Origin of the sequence: Streptomyces sp. NPDC052496 (assembly GCF_040679095.1) — a bacterium.
Taxonomy (GTDB): Bacteria; Actinomycetota; Actinomycetes; order Streptomycetales; family Streptomycetaceae; genus Streptomyces.
In genome coordinates this window covers 16,062-32,598 of the sequence record NZ_JBFAUH010000022.1, presented here as the reverse complement: position 1 = coordinate 32,598, position 16,537 = coordinate 16,062, and the positions used below count along the sequence as shown (strand labels likewise).

Sequence of the window (16,537 nt, the reverse complement as noted above, 5' to 3'; positions counted from 1 at the left end):
ACCCTGGCAAGTCGGGGACGCGCGGGAGGTACGGGCTCAGTGCCGGGGGCGTGCACAGCGCCTGGGGCCTCCCTCAACACTCGGGATCACGCTCAGCGAGAACGTGCCCCGGGTCGCGCTCAGCGAGAACGTGCTCAGTGCCCGGGATCACGCTCAGCGAGCGCGTGCTCGGCGCACAGGCATCCCACTCCCTTCTCGATCCACTCCCGCCCGGCCCAGTGCGGATGCCTCCGGATCATCAGCTCCGCGACCTCGTCGGCGATCATGCGCTCACCGAGCGCCGCGTCGCGGCGTGCCCACGTCTCCTGCTGGAGCAGTTCGAGGTAGTCGCGGACGTCGGCGAGGAGTTCCGGGCCGCCGACCGCACCGTGTCCTGGTACCACCGTCCGGGGGCGGCGGGCCGCCAGCCGTCGCACGACCGCGAGCCAGCGGGTGCCGGAGACGTCCATGTCGTGCGGTGGAAACCAGGGAAAGATGGCGAACTGTCCCGCTTCCACCAGGTCTCCGGTGAGCAGGACGTCCACGTCCGGCACCTCGACCACCTGGTCGCCCCGGCTGTGTGCCCGTCCGGTGGCCCGCAGCCGCACCACACGGCCGCCCAGGTCGAGATCGTGACCGCTGCCGTAGACGCGGTCGGGATCCGGCGGAACGACTCCCTCCAGTCGGCGGGTGACCGACTCGCCGAGCCCCCGGAACATCTCCAGGTAGCCGGGCCCCCGCTCCCGCAGGTCCGCGGCCTGGTCCTGGTTGACCAGATAGGTGGCCGCGCCGGCGAAGACCTGCGCCCCGAAGGCGTGCTCGGGGTGGAAGTGCGTCGTCGTCAGGAACAGCTCGCGCCCACCCGCGTACTCGACCGCGAACTCCCGTACGGCCTCCGCGTTCCGGATCCCCATGCCGGTGTCGACGACCAGGACCGCCTCCCGGCCGCCGATGATCCCGATGTTCGGTACGAGCGGCACCCCCTCGTCGGGGATGACCACCACGTCCCGGGCGATCTCCCGGGCCCCTGCGACGCGGACGACGGGGTCCGGCAAAGCCTGTTCAACCATCTCGGCCGCCCCGGTTGCCACATCTGTCCCGGCTGTCTCGAACATCTCGGGCATCTCGACCATCCCACCCTCTCGGCGCGCCTGCGCGCATGCGTGATCCGCCGATACGTTCCGCCACGCCCCTCGGGCCCCGCGGCGGCGGATCCGGTACGGCGTCGAGTCCACCGCCCGGCGCCCAGCGGCGTCCAACACCGATCCTGTCCGCCCGATACCGTGCGGGTATCGTGGCTGGATGGAGCTACGTACGCTGCGCTACTTCGTGGCCGTCGCCGAAGAACTCCACTTCGGCCGGGCCGCCGCACGGCTGCGGATGACCCAGCCCCCGCTGAGCCGGGCGATCCGGCAGCTGGAAGCCGATCTGGGCTGCGTCCTGCTGGAACGCTCCCCCGCCGGCGTCGCCCTGACTGCCGCCGGGACGGTACTGCTGGACGAGGCGCATACGCTCCTGGCGCGGGCCGACCAGGCACGTACCCGGGTCACCGCCGCCGCGGGTACGGCCACCTTGACGGTCGGCACCCTGGCCGACAGCGCCGAGCAGGCCGGCATCCGGCTCGCCGCCGCCTACCGGGCCCGCCACCCCCACGTGCACGTCCGCATCCGCGAGGCCGACCTGACCGATCCGACCACGGGACTGCGCGCCGGTCTGGTCGATGTGGCCCTGACCCGCGCGCCGTTCGACACCACCGGGCTCACCACTCACGTCCTGCGTTCGGACCCGGTCGGCGTGGTCCTGCGCGCCGACGACCCGCTCGCCGGGCGCGAGAGCCTGCGGCTCGACGACCTCGCCGACCGCCCGTGGTTCCGCTTCCCGGACGGCACTGATCCCGTATGGGCCGCGTTCTGGAGCGGCCGGGCCACCGCCCGCCGGAGTGGTCCGGTCGTACGGACGGCCCACGAATGCCTCCAATCCGTCCTGTGGAGCGGGACGGTGGGGCTGACGCCGCTGGGCCACCCCCTGCCCGACGGGCTCACCACGGTGCCGCTGGCCGACATGCCACCCAGCCCGCTCGTCATCGCCTGGAACGGCACCAGCCCCGGTCCGCTCGTCCGTTCCTTCGTACGGATCGCGGTGGGCACGTGACAGAACGCCGGTACCGCTACGGCTTGATTCCTCAGCGCCCAGGCCGGTAGGCCGAGGAAGAAACCCGGGAAGGAGGCAAGGAAGGAAGCAGGGAAAGAGCCGTGGAAACAGCCGAGGAACGAAGCGCGCCGCCCGCTTTTCCACTTCGCGTGGTGTCGCCCCTGCGTACACCCCATGGTCCATTTCCGGTCCCGGTGCCCTCTTCCGTCCGCTCCCGCCCCTGTGACCTCGTAAGATTTCCGCCGTAACGTCGTACCGCCGTAACGTCGTATCGCCGTATCGCGTACGTCATGCCGCCGTACCGACTCGGCCAAGGGGAGAGAACGCTGTGGAATTCCGGCTGCTCGGGCCGGTGTCGGCCTTCTCCGGGGAAGTGCCGGTGCCGATCGGGCCTCCCAAACGCCGGGCCGTGCTGGCGCTGCTGGTGCTGGCCGAGGGCGCGCCGGTGAGTGCCGAGCGCATCATCGAGGCGCTGTGGGACACCCGGCCGCCGACCCACGCCCGGACCATCGTGTACGGCCATGTGTCGGCCCTGCGCGGGCTGCTGCACACGGCCCCCACGGCCTGCGTGGTCACCGAGGGCGGTGGTTACGCGCTGCACGCCGCGCCGGAGGCGGTGGACGTGTGGCGCTTCCGGGAACTCGTGCGCCGGGCCACCACCGGCTCCCCGGGCGAGGAGCCGGCCGCCCTGCTGCGGGAGGCCCTCGGGCTGTGGCGGGGCCGGGTGCTCGGCGGGACCGGCGACACACCGCTGATGGCCGCGGCGGCCGAGCGGCTGGTGGAGGAACGTCTCGCCGCGCTGGAACACTTCGCCGCGGCCCTGCACGCGTGCGGCCGGGGCCCGGAGGCCCTGGTACCGCTGCGGGCCGCCGTCGAACGCCATCCGCTGCGCGAGTCGTTGGTCGCGGCCACCGTCCGCTCGCTGCACGACGCGGACCGGCAGGCCGACGCCATCGACCTGTACCACCGTACGCAACGTCTGCTCGCCCAGGAGCTGGGCGTCGACCCCGGGGCCGCGCTCTCCGAGGCGTACCTCGCCGTTCTGCGCGCCCGGCCGTCCGGCGGCCGCCCGGCAGGGGCGGCGGAGCACGTACCGGCGCAGGGGCGGACCGCCGTATCGGCGACCGCGCCGCCCCTGCCTCCGACACCCCCTGTCGCAGCCACGCCCCCGCCGCCCTGTCTCCTCCCGCGCGCACCGGCCGGTTTCGTGGGCCGTACGGACGAGCTGGCGCGGCTCAGCGAGGCCGCGCAGTCGGGCACGCCGGCGCTGTGCGTGGTCACCGGACCCGCCGGGGTCGGCAAGACCTCGCTGGCGGTCCACTGGGCATACACGTACGCCGGTGACTTCCCGGGCGGCGTCCTGTACGCCGACCTGCACGCCACGGAACCGGACGGCACCGGTCCGCAGCCGGCCGGAGTGCTGCACGACTTCCTCCAGGCGCTCGGCGTCCCCGAGGAGCGCCTGCCCGCGGACGCGCGCGCCGCGGAACAGCAGTACCGCTCGCTGCTCACCGGCCGCCGCGTCCTGGTCCTGCTCGACAACGCCCGCGACTCGGCGCAGGTACGTCCGCTGCTGCCCGGCACGCCCGGGTCCACCGTGCTGGTCACCAGCCGCAACCGGCTGGAAGGACTGGCCGCCACCGACTGCGCCCGGCTGCTGCCGCTGGAGCGGCTGGCGCCGCCGGACGGTGTACGGGTCCTGCGTACCGTGATCGGTGACGTGCGGGTGGCCGCCGAGCCGGTCGCCGCCGCGGAGCTGTCCGCCCTGTGCGACGGCCTGCCCCTGGCGCTGCGGCTCGCCGCCGCCCGGCTCGCCGCCCGGCCCCGGCTGTCGCTGCGCGCGATGGCGGACGACCTGGTCGACGAGCACCGGCGGCTGTCCCTGCTGGCCGGCGAGGACCTGGGAGTCGAGGCGACGCTGCGCCTGAGTGTGCAGCAGCTGCCGCCGGCCGGCGCGCTGCTCTTCCGCCAGCTGGCGCTGCATGTCGGGTCCGAACTCGACAGCGGCGCCGCGGCCGCGCTCAGCGGCCTGCCGCCCGCCGGAGCACGGGCCGCCCTGGACGAGCTGGCCACCGCGCACCTCGTCGAGGAGTGGACGGGCGAGCGGTATCTGATGCACGACCTGACCAGGCTGTACGCCCGTTCCTGCGCGGGGCGGGCGGACGCGGCGGGGCTGCACCGGCTGCTGGTGCACTACCTGTCGGCCACCCAGGCGGCCGCCGCGGCGGCCGAACCCGGCAGCCAGCCGTGCTCCACGCTGCCCCCGGGCGTGTCCCCGCCCGTCGCCCCGCCGGTCTTCACCGGCCGCGCCGCCGCGATGGCCTGGTACGTCACCGAGCGCGCCAACCTCACCGCCGCGGTGGCCGCCGCGGCCGACGCCGGGCACCCGGAACTGGCCTGGCGCATCGCCGTCCAGCTGTGGCCCCTGGTCGTGCGCCAGGTGCACGACGGCTGGGAGCCCACCCTCGAACGCGCCCTGACCGCGGCCACCGCGCTCGGCGACCCGGACGCCGAGTCCCGGCTGTGCTCACTGCTCGGCTGGGTCCTCACCGAGAACGGGCAGCACACCGCGGCGCTGGAGCATCTGTGCCGCGCCCCCGACCTCGCCGTACGGGCCGGGGATCCCCGCGGTCAGGTGATCGCCCTGATCAACTGGGCGGCCGCGCTGGAGCACGTCGGCGATCTGTCCGGCGCCGGAACCAGGCGGGAGATGGCCGCGCGGATGGCGCACACCCTCGGCCACCCGCACACCGAGACCCTGGCCCTCTACCATCTGGCGGCCCACTGCCTCACGGTCGGCCGCCCCGACGAGGCGCTGGCCCACTGCCGTCAGGCGCTGGCGCTGGCCCCGGACGAGCAGTCGGACGAGCGCCGGGCGCTGCTCCTCGAAACCTGCGGCAAGGCGTTGCAGACCCTCGGCGGCCGGGACGCCGAGGCCCGGCGCTGCTTCGCGGAGGCCGCGGCCCTCGCCGGGCCGCCGGCGCAGGCGGCGCCCACCGGGCAGAGCGGCCTCACCGTGGGGGGAAGTGGTGGCGGGGCACCCGGGGGGAATCTCCGCATCGTCGCGGGCTGACGGCGGCCTGGTGTACGGGCTGACCGCGGCCTGGCGTACGGGCCCGACCGTACTCGGGACGCGGGCCGGCTCCGTGAGGGGCCGCCGTCTCAATCGTGCAGCCGGGACAGGCAGAGCTTGACGTACCCGACGTGGCGGCCCCGCTCGGTGTACTCGTCGAGTTCCGGCGGGCACTTGCCGTTCGGCCCGGGGTTGACTTCGAGCTTGTAGTCGGCCTTGTCCTGCTCGCACCCGATGGTGAACAGCACGGGGTCGTCGTGGGTGCCGCGGTTCTCCAGGCACTGCCCGATCTTGGCCTTGCCGGCGACCTCTGATGGCGGCTTGCCGTCGTCGGTCAGCGCGGTCAGCCCCCAGAACCCCGCCGCGGCGACCGCCAGGATGCCGACGGCGATGAGCGGCCGCAGCCAGGGGCGCCGCGGGGGCCCCGTCGGCGTGAACATCGGCGTGCCCGGTGGTGGTGTCGGGGGCAGCCAGCCGGGCTGTCCGTTCGGGGGCTGCTGACCGTTGGGGAACTGCTGTCCCGGCGCGGGCTGCGGCCCGGGCATCGGCTGCTGGCCGTAGACCGGCTGTTGCCCGTACACCGGCTGCCGGCCATAGGGAGTCGGAGGGGGCGGGTACGGGCCGGGGCCGGGTGCGCCTTGACCGGGCGGCGTGCCGTTCGGCGGTGGTGCGTACGCGGACATACAGATCCCCCAGTTACCGTGCTGCTTCACCGGCGTGCCGGTGCGACTTCCGGTAGAGCAGGTTACGAGACGCACGCGGCGCGCCCGACAGCGGTATGGCCCGTCGGGTCCGGAACCGCGTAATCCGGGCGCCGGATTCCCGTCCGCACACCGCTGTCCAACCGTCAAAACGGAACCTTGGATTACCGCGGAACGCCCCGTAGGTTTCTTGTGCTCGTTGATCCTCTTGCTGCCGTGTGCCGCGGGGAGCCGGCCGGTCGGCCGCACTCCGGACATTCCGACGGCCGCGCGCGGACCGGGTGGAATTCCGCCCTCCCCGCACCCGCGCCGAGTTGGCGCGTTCTCGCTGCACGGCGGCCGCATTCATGCCCGTACCGATGGTCCGTGCCACCCGGCACGGCAGGAGGAATGCCTATGTCATCCGGGTCGAGAAGTCCGGACGTGTGTGTCGTGGGAGCGGGGCCGGTCGGGCTCACCACCGCCCTGGGGCTGGCGGTCGCGGGCATCGGGGTGACGGTCCTGGAAAGTGCTCCGGACATCGCCGCGTCCTCCCGCGCCCTGGTCCACCAGAGCCACACGCTGGAGGGGTTCGCGCGGCTCCAGGTGCTCGACGCCGTCGTGCGCGCGGGAATGCCGCTGCGCGCACGCGACTTCGTGGTGCGCCGCACCGGCGAGCGCATCCGGCATTCCCTGCCGGATTCCCCTACCGGGGCCGCCCCCGCGTACCACCTGATCCTGCGGCAGGACGTACTCAGCCGCATCCTCCTCGGCCGGCTGCTGCGTTTCCCGGGCGTCGAGGTGAGGTTCGGCTGCGCGGTCGACACGGTGCGGCAGAACGGCGCGTCGGTCCACGTCGGATACCGGCACGGAGAGCGCCGCCAACAGCTCGAAGTGCCCTGGGCCGTGGGTGCGGACGGTGCCCGCAGTACCGTACGGAAAGCACTCGGTGTCGAATTCGAGGGGTTCACCTGGCCGGAGCGCTTTGTCGCCACGGACATCCGGTACGACTTCGCGGCGCACGGTTACGCCGACGCGAATTTCGTCATCGACCCGGACGACGGCGCGATCGTCGTGCGTATCGACTCCGGAAACCTGTGGCGGGTGGCCTGGACGGAGGACGCGGCCCTCCCGGAAGAAACGCTGCCGCAACGGCTGGCGGCCTTTTTCGCGCGCACTCTGCCCGGGCCGGAGAAGCACGAACTCGTCGCGTACGCCCCGTACCGCGCGCACCAGCGGGCCGCCGCGCGCTTCCGCGTGGGCCGGGTCCTGCTCGCGGGCGACGCGGCCCACGTCACCAACCCGACCGGCGGCATGGGCCTGACGGCCGGGCTGCACGACGCCTTCCCGCTGGGCGAGGCGCTGGCCGCCGTCCTGCTCGGGCGGTGCCATGAGGCCGTGCTGGACCGTTACGCCCAGGTCAGCCGCGAGGCGTTCGCCACGCGGTTCTCACCGGTGGCGACCGGCCTGAAGCGTCTCGTCTTCGACTCCCGTGACCCCGCGCGCCTCGAAGAAGCCCTCGTCCCGCTGCGCCGGACGGCGGCCGACGAGGAGCTGCGCCGCTCCCGGACCGAAGCGCTCCGCTCCGCCATGCCGCTCTCCCTGCTGGACGACGGGCGGCCCACCGCACTCACTCCCGTACCCGCGCCCCCTCCCCCACCCACTGGCAACCGCTCAGGATCACAGGAGAGGCAGACAGCATCATGGCTCTGACGCGACCGGCCGCAGCCCGGAAGTGGAGTGGCTTCGAGGAGCTCCACGCGCTCCAGCGGGAACGTATCGGCACGGCCCTGCGCCAGGCCGCGAACTCCCCCTTCTACCGCGACCGGTTCCGCCTCCAGCAGGGCGGGACGATGCCCGGCAGCCTGGCCGACGTGCCGGTGACCACCAAGGACGATCTGCGCGCCGCCTATCCCTTCGGCATGCTGGCGGTGCCGAGGGAGCGGGTCGCCACCTACCACGAGTCCAGCGGGAGTTCGGGCCGGGCGACGTCCTCGTTCTGCACCGAGGACGACTGGGTGGACGTCGGCGAGCGCTTCAACCGCATGCCGGTCCGCATCGGCGCCGCCGACACCCTGCTGGTGCGCATCCCGTACGCCATGGTGCTGGCCGGGCACATCGGGCACTTCGGCGCCCGGATGCGGGGCGCGACCGTGATCCCCGCCGACAGCCGCAGCTTCGCCACCCCGTACGCCCGTGTCGTCCGGCTGCTGCACGACCTCGGTACCACCCTGACCTGGTCCAACCCCACCGAGCCGCTCATCTGGGCCGCGGCGGCCCGCGCCGCGGGGCTGGACCCCTGCACCGACTTCCCGCGCCTGCGGGCGCTCCTGGTCTGCGGCGAGCCGCTGAGCGATGCGCGCCGCGAGCGGCTGGGCGAGCTGTGGGGCGCGTCCGTGGTCGAGGACTACGGCGCCACCGAGGTCGGGCCGCTCGCCTCCGCCTGCCGCTTCGGCCGGCGGCACTTCTACGCCGACCGCGTCGTACCCGAGGTCCTCGACCCCGCCACCGGGCAGTTCTCTCCGGACGGTACGGGTGATCTCGTCATCACCCCGCTGTACCGCGAGGCCATGCCGCTGCTCCGGTACAACCTGGAGGACCAGGTCCACCTGAGCCACGAGCCGTGCCCCTGCGGCAGCTGGCTCCCCGTCATCCAGCTCGCGGGCCGCGCGACGCAGGCGTTCACGGTCGCCGGGCGGCGCGTCTCCCAGATCGAGCTGGAGGAGCTGGTGTTCCGCCTGCCCGCCGCGTACGGCGTGCTGTTCTGGCGCGCGCGGGCCGAGGCGCGGCGGCTCGTCGCCGAGGTGGAGGTGGCGGACGCGTACGCTGCGGCCGCCCGCGCCGAACTGGCCGACGCCGTACGGGCGCGCCTGGGCGTGGACTGCGCGGTGACCTCCGTGCCGCCGGGCACGCTGATGCCCCGCGAGGTGCTGACCGCACCCGGCGACGTGCTCAAGCCCCGCAGCCTGTTCGGCCCCGACGAGGACTGGTCCCGTGGTCTCCTCTACTACTGACGCCGCCGGCACTGACGCTGCCGGGTACGGTCTGGCCGCGCTCCCTTCCGCCACCCGCATCCTCCTGACCGGGGACGGCGCGACGACGGTCATGCTGGAAGCGCTGCTCGACGTACCCCTGCGGGTACGGGTCGTCGACCAGCGGGTGGTGGACACGGCGGCGGTGCCGCCCGCGATCCGCCGAGCCCTCGCGGCGGAGCGGATGCCCCGGCTCCTGGAGCGGCTGTCCGAACTGGTCGACCCCGTAGGGCGGCCGGTCAGCCGCAACCGTGTCGTCTCCGCGGTGGCCGCGACGGGCCAGTTGCCGCCGCCGACGGATCCCACACCCCTCGGGATGCGGCTGCGTGAGGAGCGCCGCGCGCTCCACCGCGAACTGCTGCGGTGCGGCGTCGCGCACACGCCCGAGGCGCCGCACTTCGGCCGGTGCGCCTTCAAGGAATACGTGATCCGGAGCCCGGACCGCTATCCGGTCTATGTCGCGGAACGCTTCAACCCGGCCGTCGTGGGAGTGGCGTGACCCCTCGGACGGGCATGTGTCCGGCAGTACGTGTCGCGCATCGCGCGGTATCCGGGTACGTGCACGGTGTTCAGCAGCCGCGCCCAGCGGGCCGCGTTCGTCTCGATACGCCGCTCGGTCTCGCGCCGGGCGGCGGGGGTGGTGGCCGCGGTGAGCTGCTGGGCATGGACCCACGCCTGTTCCCGCCACATTCGGAAAAGGCGGCCGGCGGTGTAACCGGCGATGGGGTTCCACCGGGCGTCGGCCAGGGCGACCACCGGGTCGAAACGGCGGGCGATCTCCTGGACGGCGGGTGCGTAGGCCCGGTCCAGAACGGCCTGGAAACGGCGGTAATCGGCGTTGCGTGACGCCCCGCCGGGGCGGGTGAGCCCGAGAGCCGCCAGCACGTAGGGCATGTCCCGCTGAATGTGCGCGTTGGCGCCGAGGAGGACGTCCTGGCCCGCGTTCACCTCGCCGGTGCGGGCGGCCTCGAAAGCGGTCTTCCACGCCTGGGGAACGGGTCGCCCTTTCCGGTCCGCGTGATACGCGTCCAGATACAGATTGACGAATCCGGTGTTCAGATCTCCGGCCAGCCAGTCGGGCTCGTCGAAGGAATCCGGTTTCGCTGCGGCCGTTTCCAGGGTGCGTTCGAGATGGACGTAGATCACGGGAAAGGGGGCGCGGTGGTCGCAGCCCAGTTCGTCACGTACCCGGGTCAGGGTCCGGCGGGCTTCACGTACGCAGGTGACCGCCGGTCCTTCGCAGGAAAGGCGTCGGGTGTCGTTGCGCGGTGCCGGTACGGCGGCAGCCGGCCCGCCGGTCAGAAGCGCCGCCCCGGCCACCACTCCAGCGGACACCTTGAAGAATGCGCCACGCGTACGTGCCATGGTCCCCGCCCCGCCTTCAGGTCAGCGCTCCGGTGCAATTCCCCCGTCCACTGAACGACTCAACTCGGCGGAGGTCACGGCGGACCGGAGGGGCGGGACGGTCAGCGGGCAGGGACGGCCGGCCGCCGGGGCGGCTCACGCGGTGGCCGTGCCGCCTCCCTGGCAGTGCGCGGCGAGGGCTTCGGCCGTGGTGGGGTAGGCCGGCAGCAGGGTGTCCAGGCCGGTGATGTTCAGCAGCCGGGCGAGCCGGCCGGAGACGGCGGCCAGGCTGAGGCTGCCACCGGCCTCCTTGGCGCTGTGCCAGATCGCCACCAGGGCGTTGAAGCCGGAGGAGTCGCAGAAGGCGACGGCCTCCAGGTCCAGGACCAGGTGGCGGTGGCCCCGTCCGATGAGGTCCAGGGCTTCGGCGCGCAGGGTGGAGGCGGTGGTCAGGTCCAGGTCGCCGGCGAGGGCGGCCAGGGCGAGGTCGCCGTCGGCGCGCCGGGTGGTCAGGCGGAAGGTGTCGTTCACGGTCGGTTCTCCGGCGTCCGCCCGGAGGGGCGATATGGGGGCGTGACAGTGCCGCCGTCCACCGTGGCACCGGCCGCGGGAGCGGACCGGGCCGGCGGTACGACGTCGTCACCGGCGCCCTGGGGCAGGGTGTCGAGGAGGGCGGCGGCGCCTCCTCCACGACGGCCGGCACGCCGTCACGCCGGTACGGGCGGGGAGGAAGCCGATCAACCCCTCACGGCTGAGCATAACGCCGCATCCGGTGCGGGCCGCGGGCGGCCGGTTCGCGCTGAAGGCCGGTCAGAGCCTGCTTCTGGTCATCCTGAATGGCCGATTGTTCACGTCCTGCCCAAAAGTGATGCGCTCGGGGTGGCGTGAATCAGAGGCCCCAACTCGGCCGCATCGATGGTGCCCAGTGGGTGAGACGGAACCGTGCAGCGCCCCGCCGGACGCCCTTGCCGCAGTTCCGGCGCCCATCACAGGATCCTCACATGTCCTCTACAACCTCTGCATTGAATAAATCCGGCATACCTTCCCAACCACTCCATGTACGGGCAAGTGCTGGAATTCGCCGAGGGCGGTGCCGACTCGGGATTCCTCCTGCGTGCACGCCGTGCCGGGTGAGGAGCAGCGCATCGAGAACAGCGGATCGGTGGCCTTCGACTTCCACACCGAGAACGTCCACCACCCGTTGCGCCCCGACTACCTGGGGCTGCTGTGCCTGCGCCAGGACCACGAGGGCGTCGCGGCCACCCGTGTCGCCTCGGTGCGCGAGGCCGTCCGGCACCTGTCCGAGGAGCAAGTGGCCGTCCTGCGTACCCCGCAGTTCCACAGCTCCTACCCGGCGTCCTTCACCCGGGGCAGGAGCGGCCCGGTGCCGCGCTCCGGCCCGCACCCCGCGGTCTTCGGACCGTACGACCGGCCGTTCATGCGCTTCAACTCGCACACCACGCACGCCGCCGGCGCCGAGGCGACCGCGACGCTGAAGGCCCTGGCCGAGGCCCTGGAGGCGGTCTGCCACAACGTCGTGCTGAAGCCCGGCGACCTGGTCGTGGTCGACAACCACGTGGCGGCGCACGGCCGCGGCGCGTTCGTCCCGCGCTATGACGGCCGGGACCGCTGGCTGCCCCGCTCCTACTCCGTACGCTCCGTCCCCGGCTGGACGCAGCACATGATGCCCCGTCAGCGCGTCGTCCCGACGCTGGAGGACATCCAGGGCATGATCTGAGCCCTGCCCTCCCCGCGTGATCGCGGCACCCCGCCGAGCGCGGCCGCCCCGTGCGGCCGTCCGCTCCTGGAACCGCCCTGCCCGTGCAGTCACGACTTTCCGAGAACGGAGATCCACGATGTTCCACTTCTCGCGCGGCATCCCTCCGCAGGAAGCGATCCCCTCGCGGCAGCTCGCCGAGCACACCGCCGCCGTCCTGCGGGACAGCGAGGGCCGGCTGTTCCAGTAGGCGCCGATCGGCAACCACACGGGGGACGCGGCGCTGCGGGAGCAGCTCGCGGCCTTCCACTCGGCCGGCGCTGACCAGATATTCGTCACCAACGGCTGCCTCCAGGCGCTGGACCTGCTCGCCGCGCATCTCCTGGCAGGCGACCGCGAGGACGTGTACGTGGAGGCGCCCACCTACGACCGCGCGGTGCAGATCTTCGAGCGGCACGGCGGGCGGGTCTCCGGCATCACCCTCCAGCACGACGGCCTCGACCTGGACGCCCTGGAGACGCGCCTGGCCACCCGCGTGCCCGCGCTCGTCTACGTCATCCCGGACTTCCAGAACCCGAGTGGCGTCACCATGAGCGAGGCCGAGCGCCGCCGCCTCGTGCGGCTCGCCGAGACCCACGACTTCCTGATCCTGGAGGACATCCCCTACCGGGAGTTGCGGTACGGCGGTACGGCGCCCACCGGGTTCTTCGAGCTGGCGCCTGCCGGGCGGGTGCTCACGATGGGGTCGCTGAGCAAGATCCTCAGCCCGCGGGACTGCGGGTCGGTCACGTCATCGGCGAGCCCGCCACGCTCGGTTCCCTGGCCGCGCTCGCCGAGGGACCTACCTCTCGCCCGCCCCGCTGCTCCAGGCGGTCGCCACGCAGGCCCTGGAAGCGGGTCTGGCCCAGGAGAACGTGGCGCGGACCTGCGAACTGCTCGGCCCCCGACACGACGGCGCGGTCAAGGCCGTACGCGAACTGCTGGGCGAGGACGCGCTGCTCGCCGTACCGAACGGCGGCTACTACGTGAGCGTGCACCTGCCCGTCGCCACGGACGAGGCCACCTTCCTGAAGGCCGCGGCGGCCGGGGGCCTGAAGCTGACCCGGGGTTCGGGGTTCTACCCGGGTGACGCGGCCCCGCCGGAGGGCAGGGTCTTCCTGCGGCTGCCGTTCCAGTCCTTCCAGCCGGACGAGTTCGCCGCCGGCGTCGAGCGGCTGGCGGCGGTGGCGTCGAAGGGCTGACCCGCGGGAGCCAGGCGGATCCGCCCGAGCGGATCCGCCGGGGCGTTCCGGCGCTCCCTGCCGCGGACGGAATGCGCGGGTTTACGGATGATCGGTACGGGTACCCGGCGGACCGCGGACAGCCGTCGGGCGTTCCCGTGCCGGCCGGCCGGGGAGACGGCCGCCGTACACGTCCGTCGATCAGCACGTCGGCCCACAGCGGTCACGTCGCACCCCCGGAGGCACGGCACATGAGCGATCAGACACCCTCGCAGGCGGAGGGCGAGCGGGACGACGAACCGCGCACCGCGGAACGGCGCGCCGACGCGCGCGGGCGCGGGCGCGAGGAGGCACCGCGCTCCACCCCGTCCCAGGCGGAAGGGGAGCGCGAGGACGAGCCGGGAGGGGACAAGGGCTGACGTCGGCCGGCTCCGGCGCGGCGCCGGGCCCGTACCGGCCGTCAGGCCCGTACCCGCCGCCGCCCTGGCACCTGACAGGCCACCTGTGGGGTGGTCTCTTCGCCACGGAGTCACCCCCGGCCCCGCCCCCGGACCTGTCTCCCCTGCCGGTCCGTTCCCTGACCGTTTTCGTGATCCGGTACCGCGCGGGGACACTCAGCTATGACGAACTGATCGTCGGCACGCTCGCCCGCCGCGGGCTGCGGGCCGGTGTGTACGTGCACTGGATCTGGGTCGACGACGAGCGCTCGCTGCGGGGCGGCCGCCGCATCTGGGGCGTGCCCAAGCAGCTGGCGGAGTTCCGCTGGGAGGGGCCACGGGTCCGCGTGACCGACGGACAGGGGCTCGTCGCCGTCCTGCGCCTGTCGGCCAAGGGCCCGTCACTTCCCCGGATTCCGCTGCCGATGACCGGCTTCGGGACGCTCGACGGTGCGCGGACGGTCCTCACCGCGCGGTTCGCGGCCCGCCCGGGAGCGGCTTCGGTACGGGTGGAGGAGTGGCCGGCGAGGCTGCCCGCGCTCCGCCGCGACCGCGCCCGGGCCGGCCTCAGCGCCGCGTCATTCACCATGCTCATGCCCGCCCCGGCACTGCATCCGGTGCCGCCGACGACCTGAGCCGCCCCAGCCTCCTCCGCCGTCCCCCGTGACGCCGACACCGCTCCCAGGCGTACAGATCCCAGGCGTACAGATTCCGGGCGTACAGACCGGTGACCTCTCGTACAGAGATGCCTGTGGGGCGAAAGAGGGGGAAGAAGCCAGAAGTGGCTGTAGTTACTGACCCTTGGCTGAATTTCATCCGGCGCCGCCGGGAGCCGGTGGTCGTGCAGACCGTCCGGTCGACCGTGGCCGCCGTGCTCTCCTACGTCGTCGCCCTGCTCATGAGCAGCGAACCGGCACCGCTGACCGCACCGCTCACCGCGCTGCTGGTCGTACAGGTCACCCTGTACGCGACCATCACCACCGGCATGCGGCGGGTGAACGCCGTGGTGGTCGGCGTCCTGATCGCGATCGGGTTCAGCGCCCTGGTGGGCCTGACCTGGTGGAGCCTGGGCCTGATCATCCTTGCCTCGCTGGTGATCGGCCGGTTCGTACGGGCCGGTGAGTTCGTCCCCGAGGTGGCGATCAGCGCCATGCTGGTGCTCGGCGTGACCCGGGTGGCCGAGACCGCCTGGGACCGGGTGCTGGAAACGCTGATCGGCGCCGGCGTGGGGCTGCTGTTCAATGTCCTGTTCGTGCCGCCGGTGTGGGTGCAGCCCGCCGGCGAGGCCATCGAGGAGCTGGCGCGGCGCATGGGGCGGATGCTGGTGTGCCTCGGAGACGAGGTGCGCGGCCACACTCCCGTACCGGAGGCCGCGGCCCGGCTGCACGAGGCGCGGCGGCTGGACCACGACATCGTGCAGGTGGACGCCGCCCTCCGGCAGGCGGAGGACAGTCTGCGGCTCAACCCCCGCGTCAAGGAGGGCCTGCTCTTCCGCGTCGTCCTGCGCACCGGCCTGGACACCCTCGAAATCTCCGCGGTGGTCCTCCGTACGCTGTGCCGCACGCTGACCGACCTGGCCAAGGCCCGGACCGACGAACCGCTCTTCGCCCCGCACATCGGCGCCGCGCTGCACGAGGTCCTGCGGCACATGGCCCGCGCGGTCGAGAGTTTCGCCGTCCTCATCACCACACAGGTCGGCGCCAACGCGGAGGAGGCGGAAGAGCGCCTCACCAGAGAACTCGCCGCGGGCCGCGCCAGCCGTGATGTCGTCGCCCACCTGCTCCTCGACGGAGTACGGGAGCACCCGCGCCAGTGGCAGCTGCACGGAGCGCTGCTGGCCGAGATCGACCGCATCCTGGACGAGCTGGACGTGGAGAAGCGCACCCAGCGGCTGGTCGAGGAACTGGACCGGGAGTCCCGCGAACAGCGCGAGAAGTACCGCCCCGTGGACAAACTCCGGGGCCGCCTGCGCGTCACCCGGACGCGGGAACGGAACGGGAAACTCTGACCGCCGGTGCGGCGGTAGCCGGGGTGTGAAGATGACGTACGCGTCTCATACCGATCACCACTCCCGGAGGAGTCATGCGCAGATCCAGCCTGCTGTTACCCGTGCTGCTCATAACCGCCGTCAGCGCTTGCAGTTCCCGTACCCCCGCCCCGTCCCCGCCACCCGCCGACGGCGTGCCCGCGAAGAAGGCGACCGCCACGCCGTCGGACGCGGCGGCCTCTCCCCGGCTCCTCTCTTTCGGCCGTCCGATGGTGTGGCAGCGTAAGGACGGCTCCGGGCACGGCACGGTAAAGGTCCTCGGTTACCGACAGCCGGTCCCGGGCGGCGGTTCGTCGGCCGGCCGGGAATCGGAGTTCGGGGGAGATGGGAAAGCCGGTTCCGTACGGGCCGTCCTCGACGTCGAGATGTGCGCGGAATCCGGGAGTGTGTCCGCGGCCGGATCCGACTGGCATCTTCTGTACGACGACGGTGCGGACGTGTCGCCGTCCGAGGGGGTGGGCGACGCTTTCCCGCAGCCCGCTTTCCCCGTCGAAACGCAGGTCAGGGCCGGCGAATGCACACGCGGCAAGGTCACCTACGCGGTGCCGGCGGGCCGGTGGCCGGAGCGCATCCATTACGTGGCGGCCCTGGACAGCGGTGACATGGAAGCCCCGGGTGCTGACGGATGGGCGGTCCCCGGAGCGGCTCAGGGGCAGCGGCCGTAACCGGGGGCCGCGTTCCCTTTCTTCGCTCTTCGCCTTCCTTTCGAACACTCGAACGTGTCGTCCGGCTATTCCGTGGGCAATCACGGCAAAGCAGCGGGAAAATAACTTCCCGACCTTGCCAACTGGCGTAAAAGTGATGCCGCGTCCGCCCATGACGGGAGGAATCTGAGGGTCGTTTCGTGGAGTGGCGTG

15 protein-coding genes and 1 pseudogene are annotated in these 16,537 nt (G+C 72.8%); 12 read left to right on the top strand and 4 right to left on the bottom strand.

The window, feature by feature from the left end; all coding sequences use genetic code 11:
- Positions 1-134 precede the first annotated feature (134 nt).
- Positions 135-1,049, bottom strand: a complete 915-nt coding sequence (locus AB0L45_RS26965) for an MBL fold metallo-hydrolase (protein WP_365844266.1) — start codon at positions 1,047-1,049, stop codon at positions 135-137.
- Positions 1,050-1,281: 232 nt separating this feature from the next.
- On the opposite strand from AB0L45_RS26965, the gene AB0L45_RS26960 reads away from it, so the two are divergent.
- Both AB0L45_RS26960 and AB0L45_RS26955 read left to right on the top strand, forming a co-directional pair.
- Positions 1,282-2,130: a LysR substrate-binding domain-containing protein gene (locus AB0L45_RS26960; protein ID WP_365844264.1), complete on the top strand. Its 849-nt coding sequence runs from the start codon at positions 1,282-1,284 to the stop codon at positions 2,128-2,130.
- 328 nt (positions 2,131-2,458) lie between these two features.
- Positions 2,459-5,203: a BTAD domain-containing putative transcriptional regulator gene (locus AB0L45_RS26955; protein ID WP_365844262.1), complete on the top strand. Its 2,745-nt coding sequence runs from the start codon at positions 2,459-2,461 to the stop codon at positions 5,201-5,203.
- A gap of 89 nt (positions 5,204-5,292) precedes the next feature.
- Here the strand turns inward: AB0L45_RS26955 and AB0L45_RS26950 are convergent, their stop codons facing one another.
- Positions 5,293-5,784, bottom strand: coding sequence for a hypothetical protein (locus AB0L45_RS26950; RefSeq protein ID WP_365844260.1), 492 nt, complete (start codon positions 5,782-5,784; stop codon positions 5,293-5,295).
- A 543-nt stretch (positions 5,785-6,327) separates the two neighbouring features.
- On the opposite strand from AB0L45_RS26950, the gene AB0L45_RS26945 reads away from it, so the two are divergent.
- The 3 genes from AB0L45_RS26945 to AB0L45_RS26935 are packed head-to-tail and all read left to right on the top strand — an operon-like array spanning position 6,328 to position 9,414.
- Entirely contained in the window at positions 6,328-7,596 is a 1,269-nt protein-coding gene (locus tag AB0L45_RS26945; protein WP_365844258.1) for an FAD-dependent oxidoreductase, read from the top strand.
- Complete coding sequence (locus AB0L45_RS26940; RefSeq protein WP_365844256.1) at positions 7,587-8,897, top strand: AMP-binding protein; 1,311 nt, start codon at positions 7,587-7,589, stop codon at positions 8,895-8,897. The genes AB0L45_RS26945 and AB0L45_RS26940 overlap by 10 nt, the downstream gene beginning before the upstream one ends.
- Positions 8,878-9,414 carry a hypothetical protein gene (locus AB0L45_RS26935; RefSeq protein WP_365844254.1) on the top strand — a complete coding sequence of 179 codons (537 nt, stop codon included), beginning with the start codon at positions 8,878-8,880 and terminating at the stop codon, positions 9,412-9,414. The genes AB0L45_RS26940 and AB0L45_RS26935 overlap by 20 nt, the downstream gene beginning before the upstream one ends.
- Here AB0L45_RS26935 and AB0L45_RS26930 read toward each other — a convergent pair.
- Entirely contained in the window at positions 9,369-10,280 is a 912-nt protein-coding gene (locus AB0L45_RS26930) for a DUF5995 family protein (RefSeq protein ID WP_365844252.1), read from the bottom strand. The genes AB0L45_RS26935 and AB0L45_RS26930 overlap by 46 nt on opposite strands.
- Positions 10,281-10,415: 135 nt before the next feature.
- On the bottom strand, positions 10,416-10,790 hold the full coding sequence (locus tag AB0L45_RS26925; RefSeq protein WP_365844250.1) for an STAS domain-containing protein: 375 nt from the start codon (positions 10,788-10,790) through the stop codon (positions 10,416-10,418).
- Positions 10,791-11,373: 583 nt separating this feature from the next.
- Between AB0L45_RS26925 and AB0L45_RS26920 the strand changes: the two genes are divergently transcribed.
- The 7 genes and pseudogenes from AB0L45_RS26920 (at position 11,374) to AB0L45_RS26890 (ending at position 16,345) form a co-directional block, all read left to right on the top strand.
- Positions 11,374-11,997: a TauD/TfdA family dioxygenase gene (locus tag AB0L45_RS26920; RefSeq protein WP_365844248.1), complete on the top strand. Its 624-nt coding sequence runs from the start codon at positions 11,374-11,376 to the stop codon at positions 11,995-11,997.
- Positions 11,998-12,232: 235 nt separating this feature from the next.
- Positions 12,233-12,679 (top strand): annotated as a pseudogene (locus AB0L45_RS26915) (aminotransferase class I/II-fold pyridoxal phosphate-dependent enzyme); the annotation flags it as partial.
- A 211-nt stretch (positions 12,680-12,890) separates the two neighbouring features.
- On the top strand, positions 12,891-13,217 hold the full coding sequence (locus AB0L45_RS26910; RefSeq protein ID WP_365844246.1) for a hypothetical protein: 327 nt from the start codon (positions 12,891-12,893) through the stop codon (positions 13,215-13,217).
- A 230-nt stretch (positions 13,218-13,447) separates the two neighbouring features.
- Positions 13,448-13,615, top strand: coding sequence for a hypothetical protein (locus tag AB0L45_RS26905; RefSeq protein ID WP_365844244.1), 168 nt, complete (start codon positions 13,448-13,450; stop codon positions 13,613-13,615).
- Complete coding sequence (locus tag AB0L45_RS26900; RefSeq protein WP_365844503.1) at positions 13,612-14,268, top strand: acetoacetate decarboxylase family protein; 657 nt, start codon at positions 13,612-13,614, stop codon at positions 14,266-14,268. The genes AB0L45_RS26905 and AB0L45_RS26900 overlap by 4 nt, the downstream gene beginning before the upstream one ends.
- A 146-nt stretch (positions 14,269-14,414) precedes the next feature.
- Positions 14,415-15,641, top strand: coding sequence for an aromatic acid exporter family protein (locus tag AB0L45_RS26895; protein WP_365844242.1), 1,227 nt, complete (start codon positions 14,415-14,417; stop codon positions 15,639-15,641).
- 74 nt (positions 15,642-15,715) lie between these two features.
- Positions 15,716-16,345 (top strand): hypothetical protein, encoded by a 630-nt coding sequence (locus tag AB0L45_RS26890; protein WP_365844240.1) that lies wholly within the window; start codon positions 15,716-15,718, stop codon positions 16,343-16,345.
- Positions 16,346-16,537 lie beyond the last annotated feature (192 nt).